The following is a 23,259-nucleotide window of genomic DNA, read 5'->3' as shown; positions in this document are numbered from 1 at the left end:
ATTACCACATCAGATCGGCCAGATCCGAGCCGCGAAGATTGGCGTACCGCGCCAGCATGCGCGGGTCACGGTGGCCGGTGACCTTGGCAATCTGCAGGTCAGACATCGGGGTGCGCTCGAATAGCCGGCTGGTGGCTTCGTGGCGCAGGTCATGAAACTTGAGATCGCCGCAGCCGGCCACCTCAAACACGCGGGAAAACTGGGCTGACAGTAGCGAAGTGATGCGCCGGAGGCCTGCGGCGTCGGTGTTGCTTAGCCAGGGAAACAGCCGGCCACGACTCAGACTAAAGCCGGCCATGCCGCGCGTGCCGGTTTCGACCTGTTCGCGATAGCGTGCCAGCACGGCCAGCGCCACGCTGGAGAGCGGAATTTGCCGCTTGTCGCCGTTCTTGGTTTTGTCCAGAAAGATGGTGCGCTTCTCCAGGTCAATCTGCGATAGCTCCAGCGTGTAGATTTCACGCATGCGCATGGCGGTTTCAAGCGCCAGGTCAAACAGACATTCCAGCGCGCCCTGCCACTTGAGCGCCAGCGGGCGTTCGCGACCTTCAGGCGTGGCACCGGAGAGCATGGCGCGAATAGCGGCCTCTTCGCCGGGGTCTAGCCGCCGGTCGCGGGAGATGTCGCTCGGGATGACCGCCTTGTGGTCATCGCCGCGCAACACCGCCGCATCGCTGGGGGTGTAATTCGCATAACGCCGGGGAAGCTGGCGCAGCGGATTGGCGATAAACACGCTGCCGGCGCTACGCGTCACCCAGTCGAGGCAGCGCGCCAGCGCGCCAACATAGTGGCGGATGGATGAGGGGGCGAGCTGCTGGGTTTGCTTCATGCTGCGCACCCACGATTCGACCCACGCGTAATCGACGGCGGACAGCGTGACGCCACCTACCCTGTCGAGCAGCACCCCAAGCACCGGCCTGTCTGCTGCTGATACATCAATCGCGACCAGGTAACCGCGGATCGCGTCGGCAATCGTGGCGAGGTGCGGCTTCTGCTCCAGCAGGTCGTCCGGAACGATGCCGCGATCAAGCAACGATTCAAGACGCAGGCAATAGGCGTCGCCTTCGGCCTCGTTGGTAAATGTGAACGTGGCCGGCTTGGGCAAAACGCCTTTGCGCCGGACGATGAATTCCCAGTTTCCGCTGGAGCGTAAGCGCTTGGTGGCCATGATGATTCCCGTAGACGGCAAAAAGCATAGTCTACGCGCAGCATGCCACTTTTGCGGAGTGGCACGAGAACAAGAATCAAGGACTTAGCGCAACATCTGGCGCGCGCGACTACGCGAAACAAATAAACAAAAGCCCCGCAAACGTAATGTTTACGGGGCTTTGACTGGAGGCGGGGGTCGGAATCGAACCGGCGTAGACGGCTTTGCAGGCCGCTGCATAACCACTTTGCTACCCCGCCATAAGGGGCTGGAACAAGCTTAAAGCTTGATCCTAAAACTGGAGCGGGAAACGAGGCTCGAACTCGCGACCTCAACCTTGGCAAGGTTGCGCTCTACCAACTGAGCTATTCCCGCATTGGGTAAAACTTTACAAATTGTCGACTTTTGGAGCGGGAAACGAGGCTCGAACTCGCGACCTCAACCTTGGCAAGGTTGCGCTCTACCAACTGAGCTATTCCCGCAAACCGGTCAATCTATGCGTGGAGCGGGAAACGAGGCTCGAACTCGCGACCTCAACCTTGGCAAGGTTGCGCTCTACCAACTGAGCTATTCCCGCATCACTACCAACTTGTATTCAAGAAATTTGCCTGGAGCGGGAAACGAGGCTCGAACTCGCGACCTCAACCTTGGCAAGGTTGCGCTCTACCAACTGAGCTATTCCCGCATCACATTTCTTGTCTTGCTAACGTTGCCGTCTTCAAGAGAATGCGAATTATAAGGATTTTCCGAAGCCTGTCAACACTTCATGCATCCATTTTTTTATCCGCGAACTCTTTGGCTGCCATGCGCAGATAGTAAACCATTGACCACAAAGTTAAAATTACGGCAACAACCATAAATAAATTTCCGATTACCAGCGTACTTACAAACGGAAAAACAGGATCCGCATACAACAACAGCAAGATGGCTGCCATTTGCGCCATGGTTTTAAGCTTGCCTATGCTCGCCACGGCCACACTCTTGCGCGCCCCCATCTCGGCCATCCACTCCCGCAGCGCCGAGATGGTGATCTCCCGCCCGATGATAATCATGGCCATCCAACCCTCGGTCCGACCCAACTCCACCAGCAAGATGAGCGAAGCCGCCACAATCAGCTTATCTGCCACCGGATCCAGAAAAGCACCAAACGCCGAAGTCTGGCCCAGTCTGCGCGCCAGAAAGCCATCCAGCCAGTCGGTCACCGCTGCCAAAAAGAAAATCACCGCACCGGTCACATTGGCAACATGCGAAGACATCAGGCTAGGCGGCAGAAAAAAGATCGCCACAAAAATGGGGATCAGGGCAACCCTGAGCCAGGTCAGGAAGATAGGCAGATTGAACGGCATGGGGTGGTCTTTGTTATTAGTGCAAGGCGTTATAAATCAATTCGGCCAGCTTATGGCTGATTCCTTCGACCCGGGCAAGGTCGTCAATACTCGCCGCCTTTACGCCACGCAGCCCGCCAAAACGGGTTAACAACTGCTGGCGACGTTTGGCGCCGACACCCGGAACTTCTTCCAGTGTCGACATGGTGCGCGTTTTGGCGCGGCGCGCCCGATGTCCGGTAATGGCAAAGCGGTGCGCCTCATCGCGCACAGTCTGAATCAGATGCAGCGCAGGATGATCGCTGGGTAATTGTAACGTCTTTTGCAGATAAGGGAGGATTAGCGTCTCCAGGCCGGGTTTGCGCGCCTCGCCTTTGGCCACGCCAACAATAGGCAGTACAAGGCCCAATTCCTGCATTACTTCCAGCGCGACCCCCACCTGGCCCTTGCCGCCATCTATCAGCAGGACATCCGGCAGCTTACCCTCGCCTTCGGCCAGCTTGCCATAGCGCCGGGTCAATGCCTCGCGCATCGCGGCATAATCATCTCCCGCCTTGGCCGTTGCAATATTGAAGCGACGGTACTCGGCAGGCTGCATATCGCCCTTGTCGTACACCACACAGGACGCGACCGTCGCCTCCCCCATCGTGTGCGAAATATCGTAGCACTCCAACCGCGCCACACCATCCAGCTCCAGCACTTCGGCCAGCGCAGCCAGACGCGCAGACTGGCTAGCCTTGCTGCCCGCACGCTGCGCACAGGCAAGCATTGCATTTTTCTCGGCCATTTCCAGCCACACCCGCCGCTCACCTATCGGATGACTCACAATATGCAAGGCATGCCCGGCACGCGCCTGCAACGCATCGCTCACCACATCAGGGATGGCATGATTGATCACCAATACGGCTGGCACAGGCGCCGCCAGATAATGCTGCCCCAGAAAAGCTTCCAGCATGGCCGAAGCATCGCTGTCTTCGGCATTCACCGGAAAGAAGCTTTTATCACCCAGATGACGTCCGCCACGCACCATCACCAGATTAACGCAGGCTACCCCGGCGTCCTGCACGGCCACGACCACATCGGCGTCCAGTTGCGAAGTGTTACTGGACACAAACTGCTGCTCCTGCACGCGAGACAGCGCCTGCACCTGATCACGCAGCTCGGCCGCCAGCTCAAACTCCAGCGCCTCGGCCGCCTGCAACATGCGCAGCGACAAACCATCGATCAGCTCGTTTTGCTTGCCCGACAAAAAGGCGACGGCACTGGCTACATCCTGCGCATAAGCTCCGGCACTAATTTTGTCCACACAGGGCGCAGTACAACGCTTGATCTGGAATAACAAACAGGGACGCGAACGGTTGGCAAACACCGAATCTTCACAGGTACGCAGGCGGAACACCTTTTGCAAGATCTGGATACTCTCGCGTACCGCATAGCCATTGGGAAACGGCCCGAAATACTGATGCGGTTTTTTGGGTTCACCGCGAAAGTACGCCAGTTGCGGAAAGGTATGGGCGGAAATCATCAGATAAGGGTAGCTTTTGTCGTCGCGAAACAGGATGTTGTAACGCGGCGCCAGCGCCTTGATCAGATTGTTTTCCAGAACCAGCGCCTCGGCCTCCGAGCGCGTTACCGTGGTTTCAATCGCAGTGATCTGGCGCACCATCAACTGAATGCGCGGACTCAGATCCGACTTCTGAAAATAAGAACTGACGCGGCGCTTGAGATCAATGGCCTTGCCGACATACAAAACCTTGCCGGCAGCATCCAGCATGCGATAGACACCGGGCAAGGGGGGCAGAGTCCGCAACACCTCGGCCGCATCAAAGACACTCACGAACCGCACCACTCTTTCATATCTTTGCGTGCTGTCGACAAAATAGCCTCGCTACGCGGCTTGGCCGCTTCTGCCCGCTCAAGATTGGTTTTGGCGCGACTGCAATTATCCGCACGCATGCGCCGGTTATAGTCTTCCACTTTTTTATTCAGCTGCGCCGCCTCCTGCTGCAGGCTTGCACCCGAGGCAGCGGACGGCACCACCGCCTGACCGACTGCCGGCGCGCTCGCTTCGCGCGCAACCGCCACACCCGTGCGCACATCCAGCTTCTGCGCCGGAGCGCCGACTGGCGGCCGGTCAGAATAGACCGTGCGCCCACTGGCATCTTTCCACTTATAGACCTCCGCTGCGGCGGACAAAGAACCGGCCGCCAACGCCAACCCGCACACTACAAACTTGAAATTCATACCCCCCCCGATCATCCGCGAGCCAACGGCTCAATTACAACGCCAAAGCACTACACGCGACAGAGAACACATACAAGGCTAGTCTTTGCCTAGAAACTCAATTCGCCTGTATAATCTGCTTTTGCTGCCAAGGAAGCGCCAGATGCGTATCATCGAAAAAGCCTACACCTTCGACGACGTTCTTCTCGTGCCGGCTCATTCCTCAGTCCTGCCGCGCGACGTCACCCTTTCTACCGTTCTTACCCGTAATATCCAGCTGAACCTGCCTCTGGTGTCTGCCGCCATGGATACGGTAACCGAATCCCGTCTGGCCATTTCGATGGCACAAGAAGGCGGTATTGGCATCGTACACAAAAACATGAGCGTAGAGCGACAGGCGATGAAAGTTTCCAAGGTCAAGCGCCATGAAAGTGGCGTGGTCAAGGATCCGATTACTATCGCACCCGACATGTTGATCCGCGACCTGGTGCTGTTGACCCGTCAACACAAGATTTCCGGCCTGCCGGTCATTGAGGCAGGCAAGGTCGTTGGTATTGTCACCAACCGTGACCTGCGCTTCGAAACACGCCTTGACCAGCAAGTCGCCTCCATCATGACCCCGCGTGATCGTCTGATCACGGTCAAGGAAGGCGCCAGCATCGACGAAGCCCGCGAACTGATGCACTCCCACAAGCTGGAGCGCGTACTGGTCGTCAATGATGCCTGGGAGCTCAAAGGTCTGATCACCGTCAAGGACATCATCAAGACCAGCGAACACCCGCGTGCCAACAAGGACGCACAAGGCCGCTTGCGTGTAGGCGCAGCGGTTGGCACCGGTGGCGACACCGAAGAGCGCGTGGCCGCGCTGGTGGCTGCCGGCGTGGATGTGATCGTAGTGGATACCGCGCACGGCCACAGTCAGGGCGTGATCAACCGCGTACGCTGGGTCAAGGACAACTACCCGCAAGTTGACGTGATTGGCGGCAATATCGCCACGGCAGAAGCGGCACTGGCACTGGTTGCCGCCGGCGCCGACGGCGTCAAGGTCGGCATCGGCCCGGGCTCGATCTGCACCACCCGTATCGTGGCGGGTGTCGGCGTACCGCAATTGACCGCAATCCACAATGTATCCGAAGCCCTCAAGGGTAGCGGCGTACCGATGATTGCCGACGGCGGCATCCGCTTCTCCGGCGATATTTCCAAGGCACTGGCTGCCGGTGCCAACTGCGTGATGCTGGGCGGGATGTTTGCCGGCACCGAAGAAGCACCGGGTGAAGTCGAGCTGTATCAGGGCCGTTCGTACAAGTCCTACCGCGGCATGGGTTCGCTGGGCGCAATGGCGCAAGGTTCGTCGGATCGCTACTTCCAGGACAACGAGGCCAATGCCGACAAGTTTGTACCGGAAGGCATCGAAGGCCGCGTTCCTTACAAAGGCCCGATCGCACAGGTCATTCACCAACTGATGGGCGGCCTGCGCTCCTCCATGGGTTATCTGGGCTGCGCCACCATTGCCCAGATGCACGAAAAAGCCGGCTTTGTTGAAATCACCTCCGCCGGCATGCGCGAAAGCCATGTTCACGATGTGCAGATCACCAAAGAAGCACCGAACTACAACGTAGGCTAAAACCTCCGCTGTTGCCGGACACCGCACCCAATATCCGGGTGCGGTTTTTTTGCGCCGCCTGCAATGACATCGCGGGTTCAAAAAGTAAGTGCAACAGTCAATAGTTAATTTTGTTCAATGGCTTGCCACTTTTGAAGACCGCTGTCGGCGCTTGCCAGCCCAGTCGTTTTCGTGGCCGATGATTTAATTTGCGCTCGACTTCATCCATCGCCTTCTGGCTGACTTGGGTGAAGTCTGTTTTTCCCTTCGGGAAATATTGACGCACCAAGCCATTCAAATTTTCGTTACAGCCACGCTGCCACGAACTGTATGGATCGGCAAAGTAGCAATCCGCCTTCAGCTTCTTCGCGATCTTCAGATGCCCGGCAAACTCCTTGCCATTGTCAAAGGTGATGCTCAGCACCTGATCACGATACGGCCGCAGCGCCTTGATAATCGCCTGCGTGACCACATTCGCCTCACGCGTCGGTATCACGATCAGTTTGGCAAAGCCGCTGGCCCGCTCCACCAGACTGACGACCGCCCCTTTGTGGCCTGTGCCGATAATGGTATCCGCCTCCCAATCACCGATCCGATTGCGTAATTCCACATCGGCTGGCCGGTCATGAATCGAGCGTCGGTCGCGTAACTGGCCGCGCCGCTCAGGCTTGCCATAACGCTTTTTACGCTGCTTCTGGCAACGTAGATGCTTGTACAGCAAGCCGCCGCCGACCTTATCCTGCAGAATGCGCTGGTAGAGCCATTCGTGACTGACCGCGACCTCACTGCCACTAAATACGCCGCTAATCTGTTCCGGGCTCCAGCCCTCGGCTAGCAGCGGCACGCCGACTTCGTCAAACATCAGCCGCCAAGGCTGTCGGGCAACGCCCTTATCCTGCAGATGCTGTTGATACTTCTGCTGCGCCTCGGTGGCCCGGTAAGCGCCCCCCGCATTGCGATTACGCCGTAACTCGCGGCTGATGACGCTCTTGCAACGCTGGATCCTTCTGCCAATGACGCTTGGGCCACAACCTTCACCCGCCAACAGTTGAATCTGGTATCGTTCACCTTCGGTGAGGTGGTAGTAATTCATTCTTCGTGCTCCAGGCTGGCCGGCCAAAAGTCGGAGAAGTTATCTCATCTCACCGCCCTCTGCATACCGGTCGTCCTGTTGCACTTACTCCCTGAATCCGCCCATTAAAATAACCAATCATTCAAGCCCGATACTATCCGCCATGTACACACCCATCCAGCACGCCCGACAGGAAACACACCAGCGCGGCCAACACCGCACCCGTACCCTGCACTGGGGAAATCCCGAGCAGCCGCTTCTGGTTTTGCTGCATGGCTGGATGGATAGCGCCGCAACTTTCCAGTTTGTTGCCGACCATCTGGCTACACACTGGCACCTTGTCGCGCCGGATTTGCGCGGCTTTGGCGACAGTACGTGGAATCACGGCAGCTATTATTTTCCGGATTATCTGGCTGACCTGGACGCACTCCTGCAGGCACTCAGCCCGGACAAGCCGGTCATGCTCGCCGGGCACAGCATGGGCGCCATGATAGCGGGCCTTTATGCCGGCATTCGCCCCGGGCGGATCGAGAGGCTGATGTTGATAGAAGGTTTTGGTCTTGCGCAAACAAGACCCGAAGAAGCCCCGGGGCGCTACGCACGCTGGCTAAGAGAGCAAAGCCAGCCACCCGCATTTGGCCAACTGGAAAGCACGACCAAACTCGTAGACAAACTGCAAGAGCGCAATCCGCGCATGCGCACCGAGCACGCAGGCTATATGGCTGAGCAATTGACCCACCCTGTCGACGGTGCACTGTACTACCGTGCCGACCCGCGCCATAAAGGCGTCAACCCCATCCTGTACCGGCTGGAAGAGGCCAAGGCCTGCTGGCGCAAGATCAATGCGCCGGTGCAATGGGTATTAGGTGGAGACATGTGGGACCACCCCATGGCCAAGGGCGTATTCGACACTCTGGACGAGCGGCGCGCCTGCTTCCGCCAACTACAGGAAGTCACCATCCATCAAGCTGGGCATATGGTGCAATGGGAGCAGCCGCAGGCGCTGGCACAGGCCATGCATGACTTTTTCAGCCATGCATCCGGCTAGCACCCATGCCGGCCTCAGGCTCAAGACTTAAGTTGCATAGCAGGCACGGGCTGCGGCTGGGCACACCAGTTATTGCGCGCACGAATGCCGCCATCGGGTGAGCTGTAACCCAGACAACCCAGCACGCTATCGAAGATTTCCTCATGCCGCAGCACCCGCCCCGATGCCTGCAGCTTACGCAGTGCGGCAAAGGCACGCGCGCCATCAGCCTGGGCAAGATAACTGTCCGAGGCCCACATCACCACCGGTACATCGAACTGCTCAGGTGGTGCAATATCACGCGGCGTGGCATGGAAGTGACTGTTTTCCTCAATCGATTCACCGTGGTCCGGCACATAAACCATCAGCGCCTTGCGCCCTTTAAGGCGCGCAATCACCTCGGCCAGCACATGGTCGGTGTACAGCACGCTATTATCAAACGCATTGATCAGCGAGGCTTTGCTGCACGCATCGTCAATACTGGTGCACTCCGGGGTATAACGGGCAAATTCGCGCGGATAGCGCTGTGAATACTGGTAATGCGAACCCTTGGTGTGCAACACCACCAGATGCTTGCCCTTGGGATGGGTCGCCAGCGAGCGCTCCAACTGAGGCAACAACAACATATCGCCCGCGTGCTTGCCACTGCTGAGCTTGTCCGACACCACCATTTCGCGCAGCGCATACTGATCGGCTTTGAGACTGTTATAAAACCACAGCTCGCTTTGCATGGCATACAACTCGCTGCTGTAACCCAAGGACTTCAGCACAGCAAAGACATTGCGCTCCTTAAGCGTGCGCTGCGCATTGTCGGCCGCCCCGCCTTCACGCACAAACATACAGCGCAATGAGAGCTTGGTTGCGGTATCACAAGCGCGTCCCTGGAATGCCAGCACGTTTTTCTCGGTCCCCAAGCGCGGCGTGGTATCGCGCGCGTACCCCAGCAAGCCGGTATTGCGCCCGCGCGTGGTTTCGCCAATCACAAACACGATGGTCGTATCCTCAAGACCCGGACTGCTTTTCCAGCTAAATGCCGTTGCAGGATCCAGCAACTTGCCATTATTTTGCGCTTCAGCAGCCCGGTTATAAGCCACCATACCCAGACCCGCGATCCAGTTGCTGGGCAAATAACTATGCGCCACCGCGCCTGCACGACTGGGGCTATAGGTATTAGTCGCCTGTGCTTTGGCTTCTTCATACTTATCCAGCTGGCGCAGGGGAAACACCGCCAGCACCAGTGCCAGCGCTGTCGTCCATAACGGCAAGATCCGCTGACTAGGTGTTTTCAAACCCTGCCACATATTGCGCTCTAGCTTGGATTTCCATAGCAGGGCAAGAGGCGGCAGCGCGGTAACGGCCAACCACAACACAAAATCCCAGCCTATCGATTCGCGTGCAAGATCGGTGTCAGTCGTCAACACCGACACCATCACCCCATAGCCAACCACGACATTAAATAGCGTCATGTAATAGCTGGCGGCCGCAGAAAACAGCAGCAACAGGCTTCCCAGCACACGGTAAATCAGGCGACCGCCCAAACTAGCCAATGCAAACAGCAAGTAACTGAATGCCAGTACGGCCACGACCTCAACCCCGATTGAAACAAACTCCCCAGCCCCGGCTGACGCCATGCGCCGCAACAGCACATCCGCATTCAGCAACGCACCGATATAAAGCGACAGCAACAAGGACAGTTGAAACTGGGACAGGGAAAGCAGTTTGCGCATCGACAGCTTTTCAATTTTTAAAAGTAAGGAATCATAACCAACTTTATTAAGCCGGTCAGTTGAAAAACAAAAAAATCTTCCTTTGGCATAGACACCCACAAAAAACAAAAATACAATAAAATCATTTACTTACATACAAGCCTGCGCAACACGCTTCAGCCTTCCATACAAAACGGTGATAATCGGACGCATACGGTTTACAAACCGATTTTAGTGAGCCCACCCGTGCCCATACCGAGACTGCAACTTTTGATCATCGACCCGCAAAACGATTTTTGCGACCTAGCCGCGGCGGCCCTGCCCGTTCCCGGTGCCACGGCAGATATGCAGCGGCTCAGCCAACTGATACAGGCACAAGGGCATTTGCTGGATGCCATTCATGTCACGCTCGACACCCACCAGAAACTGGACATCGCCCACCCGAGCTGGTGGTGCAACGCATCAGGCGAGGCCCCTCCGCCCTTCACCCAGATTTCGATTGCCGACATTGAAAACGGCATCTGGCAAGCACGTCATCCGCAACAACAGGCATACAGCCTCGCCTATGTGCAGGCACTCGCCCAAAGCGGACGCTATCAGCTTATGGTCTGGCCGGAACATTGCCTGCAGGGCAGCTGGGGACAGCAAGTTCATGATGGTTTAGCCAAAAGCCTGGCCGACTGGGAAAGCGATTACGGCCTTAAGGTGAACTACATCCGTAAAGGCTATAACCCGAACACCGAGCATTACTCGGCCATTCAGGCGGAAGTGCCCGATCCGGCAGACCCGGCAAGCCAGGTCGACACGGTGTGGATAGCGATGCTCGCGCGCGCCGACACCCTACTCATTGCCGGCCAAGCCCTGTCACACTGTGTGGCCAGTACCATAGACGACTTGCCGGCACAGCTGGGCGAATCTTATCTGCAGAAAATGTGGTTATTAAACGACTGCTCAAGCCCGGTGCCGGGTTTTGAAATGATCGCAGACACATTCATAAGCAAGATGCGAATCAGGGGCATGCATAGTGTGTGCAGCCGCGAGGTGGACTTAAGCCAACTGACAGCAACAAGCCAGTCAAAGGAGCAGCACCATGCTTGAAATCCGGCCTATTAAAGCATTCAGCGATAACTACATCTGGGCCTTCCAGAGTGAAAATGGCGTATGTGCAGTCGACCCGGGAGATGCCATGCCCCTGCTTGACTGGCTGGCAGAAAACCGGCTATCGCTGGCTACCATCCTGCTGACCCACCACCACCCCGACCATATCGGCGGACTAGCCTCCCTGCGCGAGCGCTTCTCCAGCCTGCAAGTCTATGGCCCGGCCTCTATCGCCGGCGTGACCCACCCGGTAAGCGAGGGCGGGAAAATCAGCCTGGGCGAACTGACACTGGATGTCATCGCGACACCCGGCCACACTCTGGATCATCTGGCCTATCTGGGCGCTGACTTTGCCTTTACCGGCGACACGCTGTTTGCTGCCGGCTGCGGGCGCCTATTTGAAGGCACACCAGAGATGATGTACCAGTCGCTCTCCCGGCTGGCAGGTTTACCAGACACCACGCGACTCTACCCTGCCCATGAGTACACCCTGGCCAACCTCTATTTTGCCCAAGCATGCGAGCCGGACAATCTCGCCATCAAGGACAGATTGGTATGGGCGCAACAATGCATGGCGTCCAAGCAGCCCACGCTGCCGGTTCTGCTTAGTACTGAAAAAGCCAGCAACCCTTTCCTGCGCGCCTCGCTGCCATCGCTTGCTGCGGCAGCGTCCAGCCATACAGGCTGTATGGTCAGGCCGGGATTGGAAACCTTTACCATTTTGCGGCAATGGAAAAACGAGTTCGTTAGATAGCAACCATGCTCAATTAATAACAAATGCATCACGCGCTAAACCGTGTGCATTTCTCGCAAGATTGTTGATTTCAATTGATTTATTGCGTTGACAGCCCCCTCTTGCGTGGTAGGATCGGCACGGAATGAAATATCGAATACCGGGCTCTCCTCGAAATGAAAAAACTCACGCTTGCACTCTCTCTGGCTCTCGCCTTTTCCGCATTTAAGGCACCCGTCCAGGCCGGAACACTATTTGGCAAGCCCGCAGGAGCCTCGGTAGACGAGGCAATGGCAGCGGGTCTGGACATGATGTTGCTGAACACCAGCTTGCTCAGAAATGGCGACAATCTGTTGTTTCGCGCGCGCGAAGGCTTTCAGATGGCCGAGGTCAACCCGGAGTTGATCCGCAAGATAGAACGCCAATATGCGGCCAATCCTGCCGGATTGCAGCGCAGTATGGCGCGCAGCCAAAAATACCTGTTCTTCATCATGAATGAAGTCGAAAAGCGCGGCATGCCGACCGAGCTTGCCCTATTGCCTGTCGTGGAGAGCGCCTTCCTGCCGACGGCACAATCCCATGTCGGCGCCGCCGGTTTATGGCAGTTCATGCCTGCAACCGGACGCCAGTACGGCCTGGAGCAGACCTGGTGGTACGATGGCCGGCGCGATGTGATCGACGCCACCCACGCTGCACTCGACTATCTGCAATATCTGCACGGGCGATTTGGCGATTGGGGCTTTGCGCTGGCTGCCTACAACTGGGGTGAAGGCAATGTCTCGCGTGCCATTGCCCGCGTCAGGGCCCAAGGCCAGGTCGAAACTTACGAAAATCTGCGCCTGCCAAATGAAACCCGCAACTACGTGCCCAAGTTGCTGGCCGTGCGCAACCTGATTGCCGAGCCGGAAAAATTCGGACTCAACCCGGCAGCCTTCCCCAATAAGCCCTACTTTGTTGCCGTTTCTACCGGCCGCCACATGGATATTGACGTAGCGGCACGGCTGGCCGAGGTGTCCAGCGCAGAATTCCGCGAGCTAAATCCCGCATTCAACCTGCCGGTTTACGCGCACAAAAGTGGCCGCCAGATGCTGCTGCCCGCCAGCAAACTGCACCGCTTCGAGCGCAATCTGGCAGCATGGGACAAGCCGCTACTGAATTGGGATGTGCACATGCCGGACAGCAGTACCGATGCACAAAGCCTGGCCCAGCAGTTCAATATGGATGCAAACGAGCTGATGCGGGTCAATAACCAGCGCAATGGTCGCTTTGCCGCAGGGCAGCCGGTTCTCGTTGCAGCCAATAACAGCAATGCAAGCCCCGTCGCGCTACGGGTATCCAGCTCCGGACGCGCCTCGGTACTGGAAACACCCATGGTCGCAGCTATCGGTCGCGATGAAGCGGCACCGGTTCAAGCCGACACCAGCGAGCGCATGGTACTGACGCAAACGATCCAGCCCGCCGCGCCTATCATACAGCCCGCCGTAGCACCCGTACGCGTCACCGCTCGCGCCACGCCAACGCCACCCGCCATTACCCCGGCAGTAATAGCCACGCCGGCGGTTTCCGGCTTGCAAACGGCAAGCGCAAGCCCTTCTATCGCCATCACGCCCGAGCCCCTACCCCCTCGCCTGATTATCAGGACGACACCTGCACTGCAAGCATCCGTCGCCGTGCAAGCACTGGCCCAAGCTCAGCAAGCGGCCATGCCTCAATTGCAAAACGGCCAGCACATCGTCGGCACCGGCGATACGCTTTACAATATTTCGCGCCGCTACCAGATGAGTGTGGGTGAGCTGCAAGCACTAAACGGGCTAGACAACACCACACTGCGTTTGGGGCAAAGCCTTAAAATCAGTGGCACGCCGATTTTGGCCAGACCCATCCCCGCGAATAGTGAGGCCATCGCCCAACTGGCACAGCTGGATCAGCCGGCCTCCTTCAAAAAAGTCAGTAGCGAGTATGTGGTACAAAGCGGCGACACCGTTTTTGGCATCGCCCGCAAGTTGGGACTGAGCCATACCGACATCCAGCGCTGGAACGATATAGGGCAACAAGCCAGCCTGCAGCCTGGCCAGCGCCTGCTGATTCAGGGCTTGTAAGCCTATTCGGGCTGGCGGCTATCCAGCCACAAAGTCACCGGCCCGTCATTAACCAGACTGACCTTCATCTCTGCGCCAAAACGGCCGGTTTCAACCGGCCGCCCCAAGACTGCAGACAGGCGCTCGGTAAAAGCGTCAAACAAGGGGCGGGATAGCTCGGGACGGGCAGCGCGGCTATAGCTTGGCCGGTTACCCTTTTTCAGGCTGGCCATCAAAGTGAACTGGCTAACCGCCAGCACGTCCCCCCCGCAGTCCAGCAGCGAGCGGTTCATCACTCCGGCTTCATCGTTGAACACCCGTAGCTGACAGATCTTGCGCACCAGCCAGTCGATATCGTTTGCGCTGTCAGGCGCCTCTACCCCTACCAGCAATAGCAGGCCGCCAGCAATGGCTCCCACCACCTCGTCATCCACCGTGACACAGGCCTCATTCACCCTTTGCAGCAATACGCGCATTCCTTGCCCCCAGTTTTTCGGAAAACCGTATTTTAAGGGCTTTAGGCTACAATCCTGCAATTGCGCACGCTTTCAAAGGCTATTACCCCATGCTGATGCTGATCTCGCCGGCCAAGACCCTGGACAATACCCCACCGCCGGATGACCTACCCTACACCCAGCCCGAGCTGCTGGCACACAGCGCCGAGCTGATGCCCACGCTGCGTGAATTAAGCCCGCAACAGCTAGCTCAGTTAATGAAGATCAGCGATGCCCTCGCCATTCTCAATGCCGGCCGCTTCGATGGCTGGCACCCCCCCTTTACCCTATCCAATGCCAAGCAGGCGGTACTGACGTTTATGGGCGATGTGTACGAGGGACTGGGTGCACAGCAGATGAGCCAGGACGAAATGTTATGGCTGCAAAACCGGCTGTGCATCCTGTCGGGTTTATATGGCGTATTAAGACCGCTGGACCTGATGCAACCCTACCGTCTGGAGATGGGTACGCGTCTGGCCAATGCGCGCGGCAACAATCTGTACGCCTTTTGGGGCGAGATCATCACCGATGCCATCAACCGGCGTCTGGCGCAAGACGCCAAGCCGGTGTTGATTAATCTGGCCTCGGAAGAGTACTTCAAGTCGGTCAAACGCCAGGCCATCAACGCAGCCATCATCACGCCCGTGTTTCAGGACAGGAAAAACGGCCAGTATAAAATCATCAGCTTTTACGCCAAGCGCGCCCGCGGACTGATGGTGCGCTGGGCGCTGGAACACCGGATTGAAGAAGCGCAAGACCTGCGCCGCTTTGACAGCGAAGGCTATGCCTTTGATGCCGATGCATCGAGCGAGCTTGAATGGGTGTTCCGCCGCGATACCACAGCTGGCTTATAACAAAACTTCGTTTTGTAGATGCTCGCCACGCTGATACGCCAGCGCGTTCTCCAGTGTTGTTCGGGCAATAGCCGCCAAGGCTTCCTGCGTCAAAAAGCCCTGATGGGATGTCACCAGCACATTGGGGAAAGTCAGCAGCCGCGCCAGCTGGTCATCCTGCAAGCAGGCTGCGGACAAGTCCTGGAAAAACACGCCCTCCTCCATCTCGTACACATCCAGCCCGACGCCCATCAGGCAGCCTGCTTTGAGCGCATCAATCAGAGCAGGCGTATCCACCAGCCCGCCACGACTGGTATTAATCAACACCGCAGCAGGCTTCATCGCCGCCAACGCCTTGGCGTTGACGATATGGTGCGTATCAGCGCTTAACGGCAAATGCAGGCTAAGTACATCACTCTCTCCCAATAGACGCGCCATGGTGCAGTACTCAAAATCCAGGCTGGCCGCCATGTCCATTTGCGGCCTAGGATCACATGCCAGCACACGCATGCCAAAACCGCGGGCAATGCGGATTGCCGCCAGGCCTATACGACCGGTGCCTAGCACGCCAAAAGTCCGGCCATGCAAATTGAAGCCAACCAGCCCATCCAGCGCAAAATTCAGCTCGCGTACGCGCGCATAAGCCTTATGCGTATGACGCACTACGCTTAGCAGCAAGGCAAAAGCGTGTTCGGCGACCGCCTCAGGCGAATACGCAGGCACCCGTGTCACCGCCACACCATGCCGGGCACAGGCAGCCAAATCCACCCCGTTGTAACCCGCACAGCGCAAGGTCACCAACGTCACCCCAGCCATGGCCATCTGCTCGACTACGCCATCGTCTACGCAATCATTCACGAAGGGGCAAACCGCATCAAAGCCTTGCACCAGACTGACGGTTTGTCTATTCAGGCGCGGCTCGAAAAAACTCAATGTATGACCAAAAGCCACATTGGCCGACTCCAGCGCCTGACGGTCATAATGTTTGGTATCGAAAACAGCGATGCGCATATCAGCCCCCTTGCGGGATGAATAACGATGGAGATACTGACTGTACCGTAGCAAGTGCCCCTGCACGGATCGAGATACAAAGAGAAAAAACAAAAGCGCCCGCCCTTATAGGGTCGGACGCCGGGTAAATCCCTTACATGCTTGTAAACCCAGCTCGATCACGCTGACCTTATCGACTCTGGCCGCGGTCGGTCCCCGCTGTGCCCAGCGGATGAAAGCATCAACGGCGGAGGGTTCTCCCTCAAGCAAGACTTCAACCGTATTGTCACTACGGTTCCTGACCCAGCCACTCAAGCCGAGCTCACCACTTAACATGACGGCACTATCACGGAAGTACACGCCCTGTACCTTTCCGTAAATACGCAATAGACGCGCAATCATGGCAATATTTTCCGACAGAGGATGAATCAGGAGTAGCGGATATCCTGCATGAAAGCAGGCTCACCGCTTACACATGCAAACCTGACTGGTCTCATGACGCTATAGCATGCTTGAAGCTAAGACTTAAAAAAATTTGGGCCGCTATTAAAGCGGCCCTATTCCCGATCTGACAATACCCTCTGCACGGCAACCCTGCCGCTTCAGACCAAATTCATAATAGAAGACTGAGCTTAAACCGTCTAAAATAAACTATGCAAAAGTTCTAAGCACAGTGGCTTAGCAACTGGCATTCAGATAGGCATCGGCCGGATAAACTGCGCTTTCAACGCCAAGCAGTGAGCGGAAAGTGACTTGAAACTTACGACCAACCGGTGCCACCTCAACCACCTCGTAACGATCGACTTCGCCGTTGGACTTTTGCTCGTGTATCTGGAACCCAGGCTGCAGCTGGCTTACTTTTATCATCATTGTCTGACCTCCTTTATCAATAATTTCCATCAAATAAACCTCAATCTTATATAAAAATAAATATTTATCAGTAAATACTAAACTTCTTCACGCGTCAAGAATACGATAGCACTCATTCATTACACACTCATTAAATACCCAAAACAAAAGCACCACAAATGCAAACAATGCTTTTGTGGTGCTTTTGTTATTGCAAGAGCTAAATTAACCGACCCGCATCCCCGGCAGCACGCCTTCGTCGGCATCCAGCAGGAACAGGCCTTGGCTGTCTTCAATACCCGAACCGCAGACAATCATGCCGGCCGATACGCCAAAACGCATCTTGCGTGGTGCCAGATTGGCAACCACCACCACATTGCGGCCGATCAGCTTTTCCGGCTCGCCATACGCCTTGCGAATGCCGGAGAAGATATTGCGCGTTTCGAAGCCCAGATCGACAGTGAACTGCAACAGTTTGTCCGAGCCTTCAATAAACTTGCAGTCCAGCACCTTGCCAATACGCAGGTCAACCTTGGCAAAGTCGTCAATGGTGATGGTATCGGCCAAAGGCTCGTACTGAGCGGCAGCCGGTGCTTGTTGTTCCATGCTTTGCTTGTTCGCTTCTATCAGTTTTTCGATCAGCACCGGATCAATGCGTTGCATCAGATGCTGGTAAGGATTGATGACATGACCCAACAGCAGCGTCTCGCTATCGGACCACTGCAGTTTTTCCAGATTCAGGAAGGCTTCTACGCCCTCGGCGAGCTTGGGCAGTACTGGCTTGAGATAGATGGTCAGCAGACGGAAAGCATTGATCAGCACCGAGCAGACTTCCTGCAGGCGGCCATCCTGCCCTTCCTGGCGTGCCAACTCCCATGGCTTGTTGGCATCGACGTAAGCATTAACCAGATCGGCCAGCGCCATCACATCGCGCAGCGCCTTGGCGTATTCGCGCGCCTCGAAGGCGGCGGCGATATTAACCGCCTCGGCCTGCAAATGGGCCAGTAGCTCAAGGTCGGAGATGCCGTCTGCCAGCTTGCCGCCAAAGCGCTTGGCGATAAAGCCGGCGGCGCGGCTGGCGATATTGACAAACTTGCCCACCAGATCCGAGTTCACCCGTGCGACGAAATCATCGAGCGAAAGGTCGATGTCTTCGATGCGGGCATTGAGTTTGGCGGCGATGTAGTAACGCATCCACTCGGGGTTCAGCCCGCACTCGAGGTAGCTCTTGGCCGTGATGAAAGTGCCGCGCGACTTGGACATCTTCTGGCCGTCGACAGTCAGGAAGCCGTGCGCGAACACGCCGGTCGGCGCGCGGTAGCCCGCGTATTTCAGCATCGCCGGCCAGAACAGCGCATGGAAGTACAGGATGTCCTTGCCGATAAAGTGGTACAACTCGGCACTCGAGTCGGCCTTGAAATACTCGTCGAAATCGATGCCGGTTCGGTCGCACAAATTCCTGAACGAAGCCATATAGCCAATCGGCGCATCCAGCCAGACATAGAAATACTTGCCCGGCGCATCCGGAATCTCGAAGCCGAAATACGGCGCATCGCGCGAGATGTCCCAGTCTTGCAGGCCACCCTCGATCCACTCGTTCATCTTGTTCAGCGATTCGGCCTGCAGATGCGGCTGAGCCACACCGTCGGCACGCAAGGTGCTGCCGGCGGTCCACGCCTTGAGGAAGTCGGCACAGTCGCCCAGCTTGAAGAAGTAATGCTCGGATGTTCTTAGCACCGGTGTCGCGCCGGATACTGCCGAGTATGGATTTTTCAGTTCGGTCGGGCTATAGGTCGCACCGCAGACTTCGCAATTGTCGCCGTACTGATCCTTGGCGCCACACTTCGGGCACTCGCCCTTGACGAAGCGGTCAGGCAAAAACATCTGCTTTTCCGGGTCGTACAACTGCTCGATGGTACGCGAAGAGATTTTGCCGTCGGCACGCAAAGCCTTGTACACCGTCTCGGCATAGGTCTTGTTTTCCGGGCTATTGGTCGAGTAGTAATTGTCGTAGCCAATATGAAAACCGGTGAAGTCGGCCAGATGCTCGTCCTTCACGCGTGCAATCAGTGCCTCGGGGGTGATGCCCTGCTTCTCGGCCGCCAGCATAATGGGCGAGCCGTGGGTATCATCCGCACACACATAATGGCAGTCGTGACCACGCATTTTCTGAAAGCGTACCCAGACGTCGGTCTGGATGTGTTCGACCATATGGCCAAGGTGGATCGCGCCGTTCGCATAAGGCAGCGCGCTCGTCACCAAAATCTTGCGTTTCGTCATCGGAAAGCCCCTGGATTCGATTTCAAGCCATCGATTATAACAATAAAGGCAGGACAGGATCGAAACCGACCCCACCCTGCCTTTTCATCAGACAAATCTGTCTTAAGCGCCCTGGTTGGCAAGCTCCGGCGGCCGATTTTCCTGCTCAGGCATTTGGGCTTCCGCCTCGGCGCGCTCAGCCATCGCCAGCGCCACCATACGACTGGCCAGACAGACAAAGGCCAGCGAAGTCACCAGCGACAACAAGGCAAAACCCGTCATCCCACCAGCCTTATAGGCAAAAGTAAAGCACTCGATCCCCAGCGCGTAACCCAGCATCGAAATCATGCTCATGCTGGCAGAAACGGTTCCCTTACCCTCAGGGCAGGACATCAGGGCAAAGCGGTACAATACACCGAAGGCCATTCCTTCGCCAAAAGCCATCAGGCTCATGCCAGCCACCATGGTGTACTGTGGCGCATCGACAAACAACACCCCACCCAGCATCAAGGCAAGACCGGCAACAATCGGCCACATCCCCAGCTGCACCGAGCGCCCCAGCGGCCAGCGTTCGGCCACCATGGCCAGAAACAGGTTGCCGGCAATCAGGCCACCGAACACCGGAATCTGCATCAGGCCATATTCAACGGTCGTCATCCCCAAGTCCTGCACCAGCAAGACCGGCGACAGGGCAATCCAGCCCATCAAGGGCAAGGCCAGCAAGGGAATGCATAAAGCCGACAGCACAAAGCGGCGGTTGCGGAATACGGCCAGATAATCGTGGCCGATTTGCGACAGCGGCAGCTTTTCATGGCTGGGCTTGACCGTTTCCGGCATACACAGCAACAGGCCAATCAGCGCAACAAAAGACAGCGCTGCAATCAGCAGGAAACTGGCGCGCCATGGTGCCAGCTCAAGCAAGGCCGCACCGGCCAACGGGCCCAGCAAGGGGGCAATCAAGGCCACATTGGCCATCAAGGCCATCACCTTGACGGCGGTTTTTTCCTTGAAGGCTTCCTGCACGGCGGCGTAACCCACGGCATTGATAAAGCACAGACCGACCCCTTGCAGCACGCGCAAGGCGATAAACGCCTCGATGCTCGTCACCAGATAGGTCGCCAGACAAGTCAGCGTAAAATAAGCGACCCCGGCCAGCAACACCGGACGACGGCCGATACGGTCGGACAAAGGCCCGGTCAGCCATGGCAGCAAGGCGCCACCAGCCAGAAATGCCGTCATCGAAGTCGGCACCCAGGACGAGTCCACCATAAATTCGCGCGTCACCGCCAGCATGGCGGGTTGCACCATATCGTTACAGATGTAAACGGCGAACTCGAACAGCACCAGCGCAAGCGGGAACAACAGAGCCGCACGCCCGGAAAGAGTGTTTTTTGCGTGCATATAAAAGAACAAAACCTTTCAAATCAAACAGCAACGGCGCCACAAGGGCGCCGGATAAATGCGGACTCGGCATACAGCCAAACGCAGAAAAGGGGGCGATTCTACTTCAGCCGGCACTGATATACCAGCACGCAAGCGGTTTTACCCTTGTGCCCCCCCCCAGTCAGGCCGGGCAAGCATCGCCTTAGCCAGGACTAGCGCGTATCATCCGCAAAACAGCACGCGCCATTCGCGCACCCCACTCTCCGACTTGACGAATGCCATCCATGTTTTCCAAAATCAGCCGCTACTTCAGCCCCCACGACCGCGAGGAGAAAAACAACACCATGACCGTGACTGAAACCCAGCTGCAAGACAGCATTGCCGGGCTGATCGACAGCAATACCGGCAAGCCTTATAGCGCGGCCAAAGCCATACGCAAACTGTCCGTCAGCGATGACTGCATTTCGCTGGCCGTTGTCCTGTCTTATCCGGCCCAAAGCCAGTTCGAGGCGATCCGCACGCAGTTTAGCGATGCGCTGCACCCCTTAGCGCAAGGCCGTCGCATCGACGTTGCCGTCAGCAGCCAGATCGTCAGCCATGCCGCCCAGCGCGGCGTGCCCCTGCTTAATGGCGTCAAAAACATCGTCGTCGTCGCTTCGGGCAAGGGTGGCGTCGGCAAGTCCACCACAGCGGTCAATCTGGCACTGGCGCTCGCGGCCGAGGGTGCACGCGTCGGCCTGCTGGATGCGGATATCTATGGCCCGTCGCAGCCCTTGATGATGGGGCTGGCCGATGCCAAGCCCGAAGTCATAGAAGGCAAGGGACTCAAGCCGGTAGAAAACTACGGCGTACAGACCATGTCCATCGGCTATCTGGTCGACACCGATCAGGCCATGGTATGGCGCGGCCCCATGGTCAGCCAGGCGCTACAGCAACTCCTGAGCGACACCCAATGGGACAATCTGGACTATCTGGTGGTAGATATGCCGCCAGGCACCGGCGACATCCAGCTGACCCTGTCGCAGAAAGTACCGGTCACCGGTGCCATCATCGTTACTACGCCACAGGACATCGCGCTGCTGGATGCGCGCAAGGGCTACACCATGTTTGAAAAGGTCGGCGTACCGGTATTGGGCCTAGTGGAAAACATGGCCATCCATATCTGCTCCAACTGCGGCCATGCCGAGCATATCTTCGGTGAAGGCGGTGCGGCCAAAATGGGGGCAGACTTCGGCATCGAACTACTGGGTTCGTTACCGCTGGACATCAGCATCCGTGCCGCCGTCGACGCCGGCAAGCCGACACTGGCTGCCGAACCGGATAGTGCGATTGCCGCAAGCTACAAGGCTATTGCGCGCAAAGTTGCAGTCAAGATCGGTGAAAAGGCACAGGACTTCTCCGGCCGCTTCCCCAAGATCGTGATCCAGAATAGCTAAGCCGGCTGTTTGCCCGCTGGCCTGCCCCGTGCAGGCCAGTTTTTATTGAGTACCCATCTGGAGTTTGCATGATAGGCATGTTCGACTCGGGTCTGGGCGGCCTGTCGGTCTGGCGCGAGCTTGCCAGACAATTGCCGCATGAATCGGTCATCTATCTGGCCGACCGCGCCTGGTGCCCGTACGGGCCACGCAGCCACGCCGAAATCGAAGCGCGCAGCACGCGTATTGTAGAGTGGCTGCTGGCACAAGGCGCCACCAGCATCGTCATCGCCTGCAATACCGCGACCAGCGCGGCGGCAGCCCAATTGCGCCGCCACTACCCCGGCCTGCCCATCATCGGCATGGAGCCCGCCATCAAGCCGGCAGCCCTCGCCTCCCGCAGCGGCCATATCGCGGTACTGGCAACCCGCGCCACCCTATCGGGGGAAAAGCTGCAGCGTCTGGCTGCCCACTATCACGAGCATGTGCAAATTACGTTTTTGCCCGGCGACGGCTTTGTCGAGCAGGTGGAAGCCGGCGAGCTAGACAGCCCCAAAACCCGCGACACGGTCAAGCAAGCCTTGCTAGGGCTCGCCGGCAGCAATGCCGACCAGATTGTCCTGGGCTGTACCCACTACCCCTTCCTCGCGCCCTTACTCAGCTGCGCCTGGCCACAAGCCGAACTCATCGATCCTGCCGGTGCCGTCTGCCGCCGGATACAGCAACAGCTGGAAAGCCACCACTTGGCCAGTCCTCCCGGGCAAGTGGCAAGCTACCGCTTTGTCAGCACCGCAGAACACGAGGGCATGCAGGACTTTATCGCCAGGGTCTTGGGAATGAAGGCCGAAGTAGAGCCGCTACAACTGGCCTGACGCAAGCAAAATGCAGACGCAAAAAAGGCCATCTGAACAGATGGCCTGATTTAGCGTGTCTTTTGGTCGGGATAGTAGGATTCGAACCTACGACCCCTTGCACCCCATGCAAGTGCGCTACCGGACTGCGCCATACCCCGACTAAAGAGCGGCTA

General features: G+C 57.3%; 20 protein-coding genes and 6 tRNA genes. 8 read left to right on the top strand and 18 right to left on the bottom strand.

Annotation, left to right across the window (positions count from 1 at the left end):
• Nucleotide 1: 1 nt before the first annotated feature.
• The 9 genes from M3P88_RS01890 to M3P88_RS01850 form a co-directional block, all read right to left on the bottom strand.
• A complete protein-coding gene (locus M3P88_RS01890) occupies nt 2-1,165 on the bottom strand; it encodes a site-specific integrase (RefSeq protein WP_249614374.1) in 1,164 nt (387 codons plus the stop codon).
• Between the two features lie 165 nt (nt 1,166-1,330).
• A tRNA-Cys gene (locus M3P88_RS01885) sits at nt 1,331-1,404 on the bottom strand.
• 39 nt (nt 1,405-1,443) lie between these two features.
• Nucleotides 1,444-1,519: transfer RNA gene (locus M3P88_RS01880), tRNA-Gly, on the bottom strand.
• A gap of 31 nt (nt 1,520-1,550) precedes the next feature.
• Nucleotides 1,551-1,626 (bottom strand) — tRNA-Gly (locus tag M3P88_RS01875).
• Nucleotides 1,627-1,645: 19 nt separating this feature from the next.
• A tRNA-Gly gene (locus M3P88_RS01870) sits at nt 1,646-1,721 on the bottom strand.
• Nucleotides 1,722-1,753: 32 nt separating this feature from the next.
• Nucleotides 1,754-1,829 (bottom strand) — tRNA-Gly (locus M3P88_RS01865).
• A gap of 79 nt (nt 1,830-1,908) precedes the next feature.
• Complete coding sequence (pgsA, locus tag M3P88_RS01860) at nt 1,909-2,490, bottom strand: CDP-diacylglycerol--glycerol-3-phosphate 3-phosphatidyltransferase (protein WP_124734210.1); 582 nt, start codon at nt 2,488-2,490, stop codon at nt 1,909-1,911.
• Nucleotides 2,491-2,506: 16 nt separating this feature from the next.
• Entirely contained in the window at nt 2,507-4,306 is a 1,800-nt protein-coding gene (gene uvrC, locus M3P88_RS01855; RefSeq protein ID WP_249614373.1) for an excinuclease ABC subunit UvrC, read from the bottom strand.
• Nucleotides 4,303-4,713 (bottom strand): DUF4124 domain-containing protein, encoded by a 411-nt coding sequence (locus tag M3P88_RS01850; protein ID WP_249614372.1) that lies wholly within the window; start codon nt 4,711-4,713, stop codon nt 4,303-4,305. The genes uvrC and M3P88_RS01850 overlap by 4 nt, the downstream gene beginning before the upstream one ends.
• A 142-nt stretch (nt 4,714-4,855) precedes the next feature.
• Here M3P88_RS01850 and guaB point away from each other — a divergent pair, with 142 nt between their 5' ends.
• Nucleotides 4,856-6,316 carry an IMP dehydrogenase gene (gene guaB / locus M3P88_RS01845; RefSeq protein WP_249614371.1) on the top strand — a complete coding sequence of 487 codons (1,461 nt, stop codon included), beginning with the start codon at nt 4,856-4,858 and terminating at the stop codon, nt 6,314-6,316.
• A 97-nt stretch (nt 6,317-6,413) separates the two neighbouring features.
• Here the strand turns inward: guaB and M3P88_RS01840 are convergent, their stop codons facing one another.
• Nucleotides 6,414-7,388, bottom strand: a complete 975-nt coding sequence (locus M3P88_RS01840; protein WP_249614370.1) for an IS30 family transposase — start codon at nt 7,386-7,388, stop codon at nt 6,414-6,416.
• A gap of 142 nt (nt 7,389-7,530) precedes the next feature.
• Here M3P88_RS01840 and M3P88_RS01835 point away from each other — a divergent pair, with 142 nt between their 5' ends.
• Entirely contained in the window at nt 7,531-8,415 is an 885-nt protein-coding gene (locus tag M3P88_RS01835; protein WP_249614369.1) for an alpha/beta fold hydrolase, read from the top strand.
• Between the two features lie 20 nt (nt 8,416-8,435).
• Here M3P88_RS01835 and eptB read toward each other — a convergent pair whose 3' ends face one another.
• Nucleotides 8,436-10,121: a kdo(2)-lipid A phosphoethanolamine 7''-transferase gene (gene eptB, locus M3P88_RS01830; RefSeq protein WP_249614368.1), complete on the bottom strand. Its 1,686-nt coding sequence runs from the start codon at nt 10,119-10,121 to the stop codon at nt 8,436-8,438.
• Between the two features lie 225 nt (nt 10,122-10,346).
• On the opposite strand from eptB, the gene M3P88_RS01825 reads away from it, so the two are divergent.
• The 3 genes from M3P88_RS01825 to M3P88_RS01815 all read left to right on the top strand — a co-directional run bounded on the left by M3P88_RS01825 (nt 10,347) and on the right by M3P88_RS01815 (nt 14,030).
• Nucleotides 10,347-11,198 carry a cysteine hydrolase family protein gene (locus tag M3P88_RS01825; protein WP_249614367.1) on the top strand — a complete coding sequence of 284 codons (852 nt, stop codon included), beginning with the start codon at nt 10,347-10,349 and terminating at the stop codon, nt 11,196-11,198.
• A complete protein-coding gene (gene gloB / locus M3P88_RS01820; RefSeq protein ID WP_249614366.1) occupies nt 11,191-11,952 on the top strand; it encodes a hydroxyacylglutathione hydrolase in 762 nt (253 codons plus the stop codon). Before M3P88_RS01825 ends, gloB begins: the two co-directional genes overlap by 8 nt.
• Before the next feature lie 155 nt (nt 11,953-12,107).
• Nucleotides 12,108-14,030 (top strand): lytic transglycosylase, encoded by a 1,923-nt coding sequence (locus M3P88_RS01815; RefSeq protein ID WP_249614365.1) that lies wholly within the window; start codon nt 12,108-12,110, stop codon nt 14,028-14,030.
• A gap of 2 nt (nt 14,031-14,032) precedes the next feature.
• Here the strand turns inward: M3P88_RS01815 and dtd are convergent, their stop codons facing one another.
• Nucleotides 14,033-14,485 (bottom strand): D-aminoacyl-tRNA deacylase, encoded by a 453-nt coding sequence (dtd, locus tag M3P88_RS01810; RefSeq protein ID WP_249614364.1) that lies wholly within the window; start codon nt 14,483-14,485, stop codon nt 14,033-14,035.
• Nucleotides 14,486-14,574: 89 nt separating this feature from the next.
• On the opposite strand from dtd, the gene yaaA reads away from it, so the two are divergent.
• Nucleotides 14,575-15,357, top strand: a complete 783-nt coding sequence (gene yaaA, locus M3P88_RS01805; RefSeq protein WP_249614363.1) for a peroxide stress protein YaaA — start codon at nt 14,575-14,577, stop codon at nt 15,355-15,357.
• Here the strand turns inward: yaaA and M3P88_RS01800 are convergent.
• The 5 genes from M3P88_RS01800 to M3P88_RS01780 all read right to left on the bottom strand — a co-directional run bounded on the left by M3P88_RS01800 (nt 15,352) and on the right by M3P88_RS01780 (nt 20,835).
• A complete protein-coding gene (locus M3P88_RS01800; protein ID WP_249614362.1) occupies nt 15,352-16,347 on the bottom strand; it encodes a 2-hydroxyacid dehydrogenase in 996 nt (331 codons plus the stop codon). The genes yaaA and M3P88_RS01800 overlap by 6 nt on opposite strands.
• Nucleotides 16,348-16,452: 105 nt before the next feature.
• On the bottom strand, nt 16,453-16,728 hold the full coding sequence (locus M3P88_RS01795; RefSeq protein WP_283773058.1) for an acylphosphatase: 276 nt from the start codon (nt 16,726-16,728) through the stop codon (nt 16,453-16,455).
• A 276-nt stretch (nt 16,729-17,004) separates the two neighbouring features.
• Nucleotides 17,005-17,196 (bottom strand): hypothetical protein, encoded by a 192-nt coding sequence (locus M3P88_RS01790; RefSeq protein WP_249614361.1) that lies wholly within the window; start codon nt 17,194-17,196, stop codon nt 17,005-17,007.
• Between the two features lie 204 nt (nt 17,197-17,400).
• Nucleotides 17,401-19,455 (bottom strand): methionine--tRNA ligase, encoded by a 2,055-nt coding sequence (gene metG / locus M3P88_RS01785; RefSeq protein WP_249614360.1) that lies wholly within the window; start codon nt 19,453-19,455, stop codon nt 17,401-17,403.
• Between the two features lie 102 nt (nt 19,456-19,557).
• Nucleotides 19,558-20,835, bottom strand: coding sequence for an MFS transporter (locus M3P88_RS01780; RefSeq protein WP_249614359.1), 1,278 nt, complete (start codon nt 20,833-20,835; stop codon nt 19,558-19,560).
• 326 nt (nt 20,836-21,161) lie between these two features.
• Between M3P88_RS01780 and apbC the strand changes: the two genes are divergently transcribed.
• Together apbC and murI are read left to right on the top strand one after the other, a co-directional pair.
• Nucleotides 21,162-22,253, top strand: coding sequence for an iron-sulfur cluster carrier protein ApbC (apbC, locus tag M3P88_RS01775; RefSeq protein ID WP_502798938.1), 1,092 nt, complete (start codon nt 21,162-21,164; stop codon nt 22,251-22,253).
• Between the two features lie 68 nt (nt 22,254-22,321).
• Complete coding sequence (gene murI / locus M3P88_RS01770) at nt 22,322-23,104, top strand: glutamate racemase (protein ID WP_249614357.1); 783 nt, start codon at nt 22,322-22,324, stop codon at nt 23,102-23,104.
• A 63-nt stretch (nt 23,105-23,167) separates the two neighbouring features.
• Here the strand turns inward: murI and M3P88_RS01765 are convergent.
• Nucleotides 23,168-23,244, bottom strand: a tRNA-Pro gene (locus tag M3P88_RS01765).
• Nucleotides 23,245-23,259: the final 15 nt, after the last annotated feature.

The organism is Craterilacuibacter sp. RT1T, from assembly GCF_023502145.1.
Lineage (GTDB): Bacteria > Pseudomonadota > Gammaproteobacteria > Burkholderiales > Chromobacteriaceae > Craterilacuibacter.
Note: the sequence above shows the minus strand (reverse complement) of the source record. Positions and strands in the feature narration are given on the sequence as shown.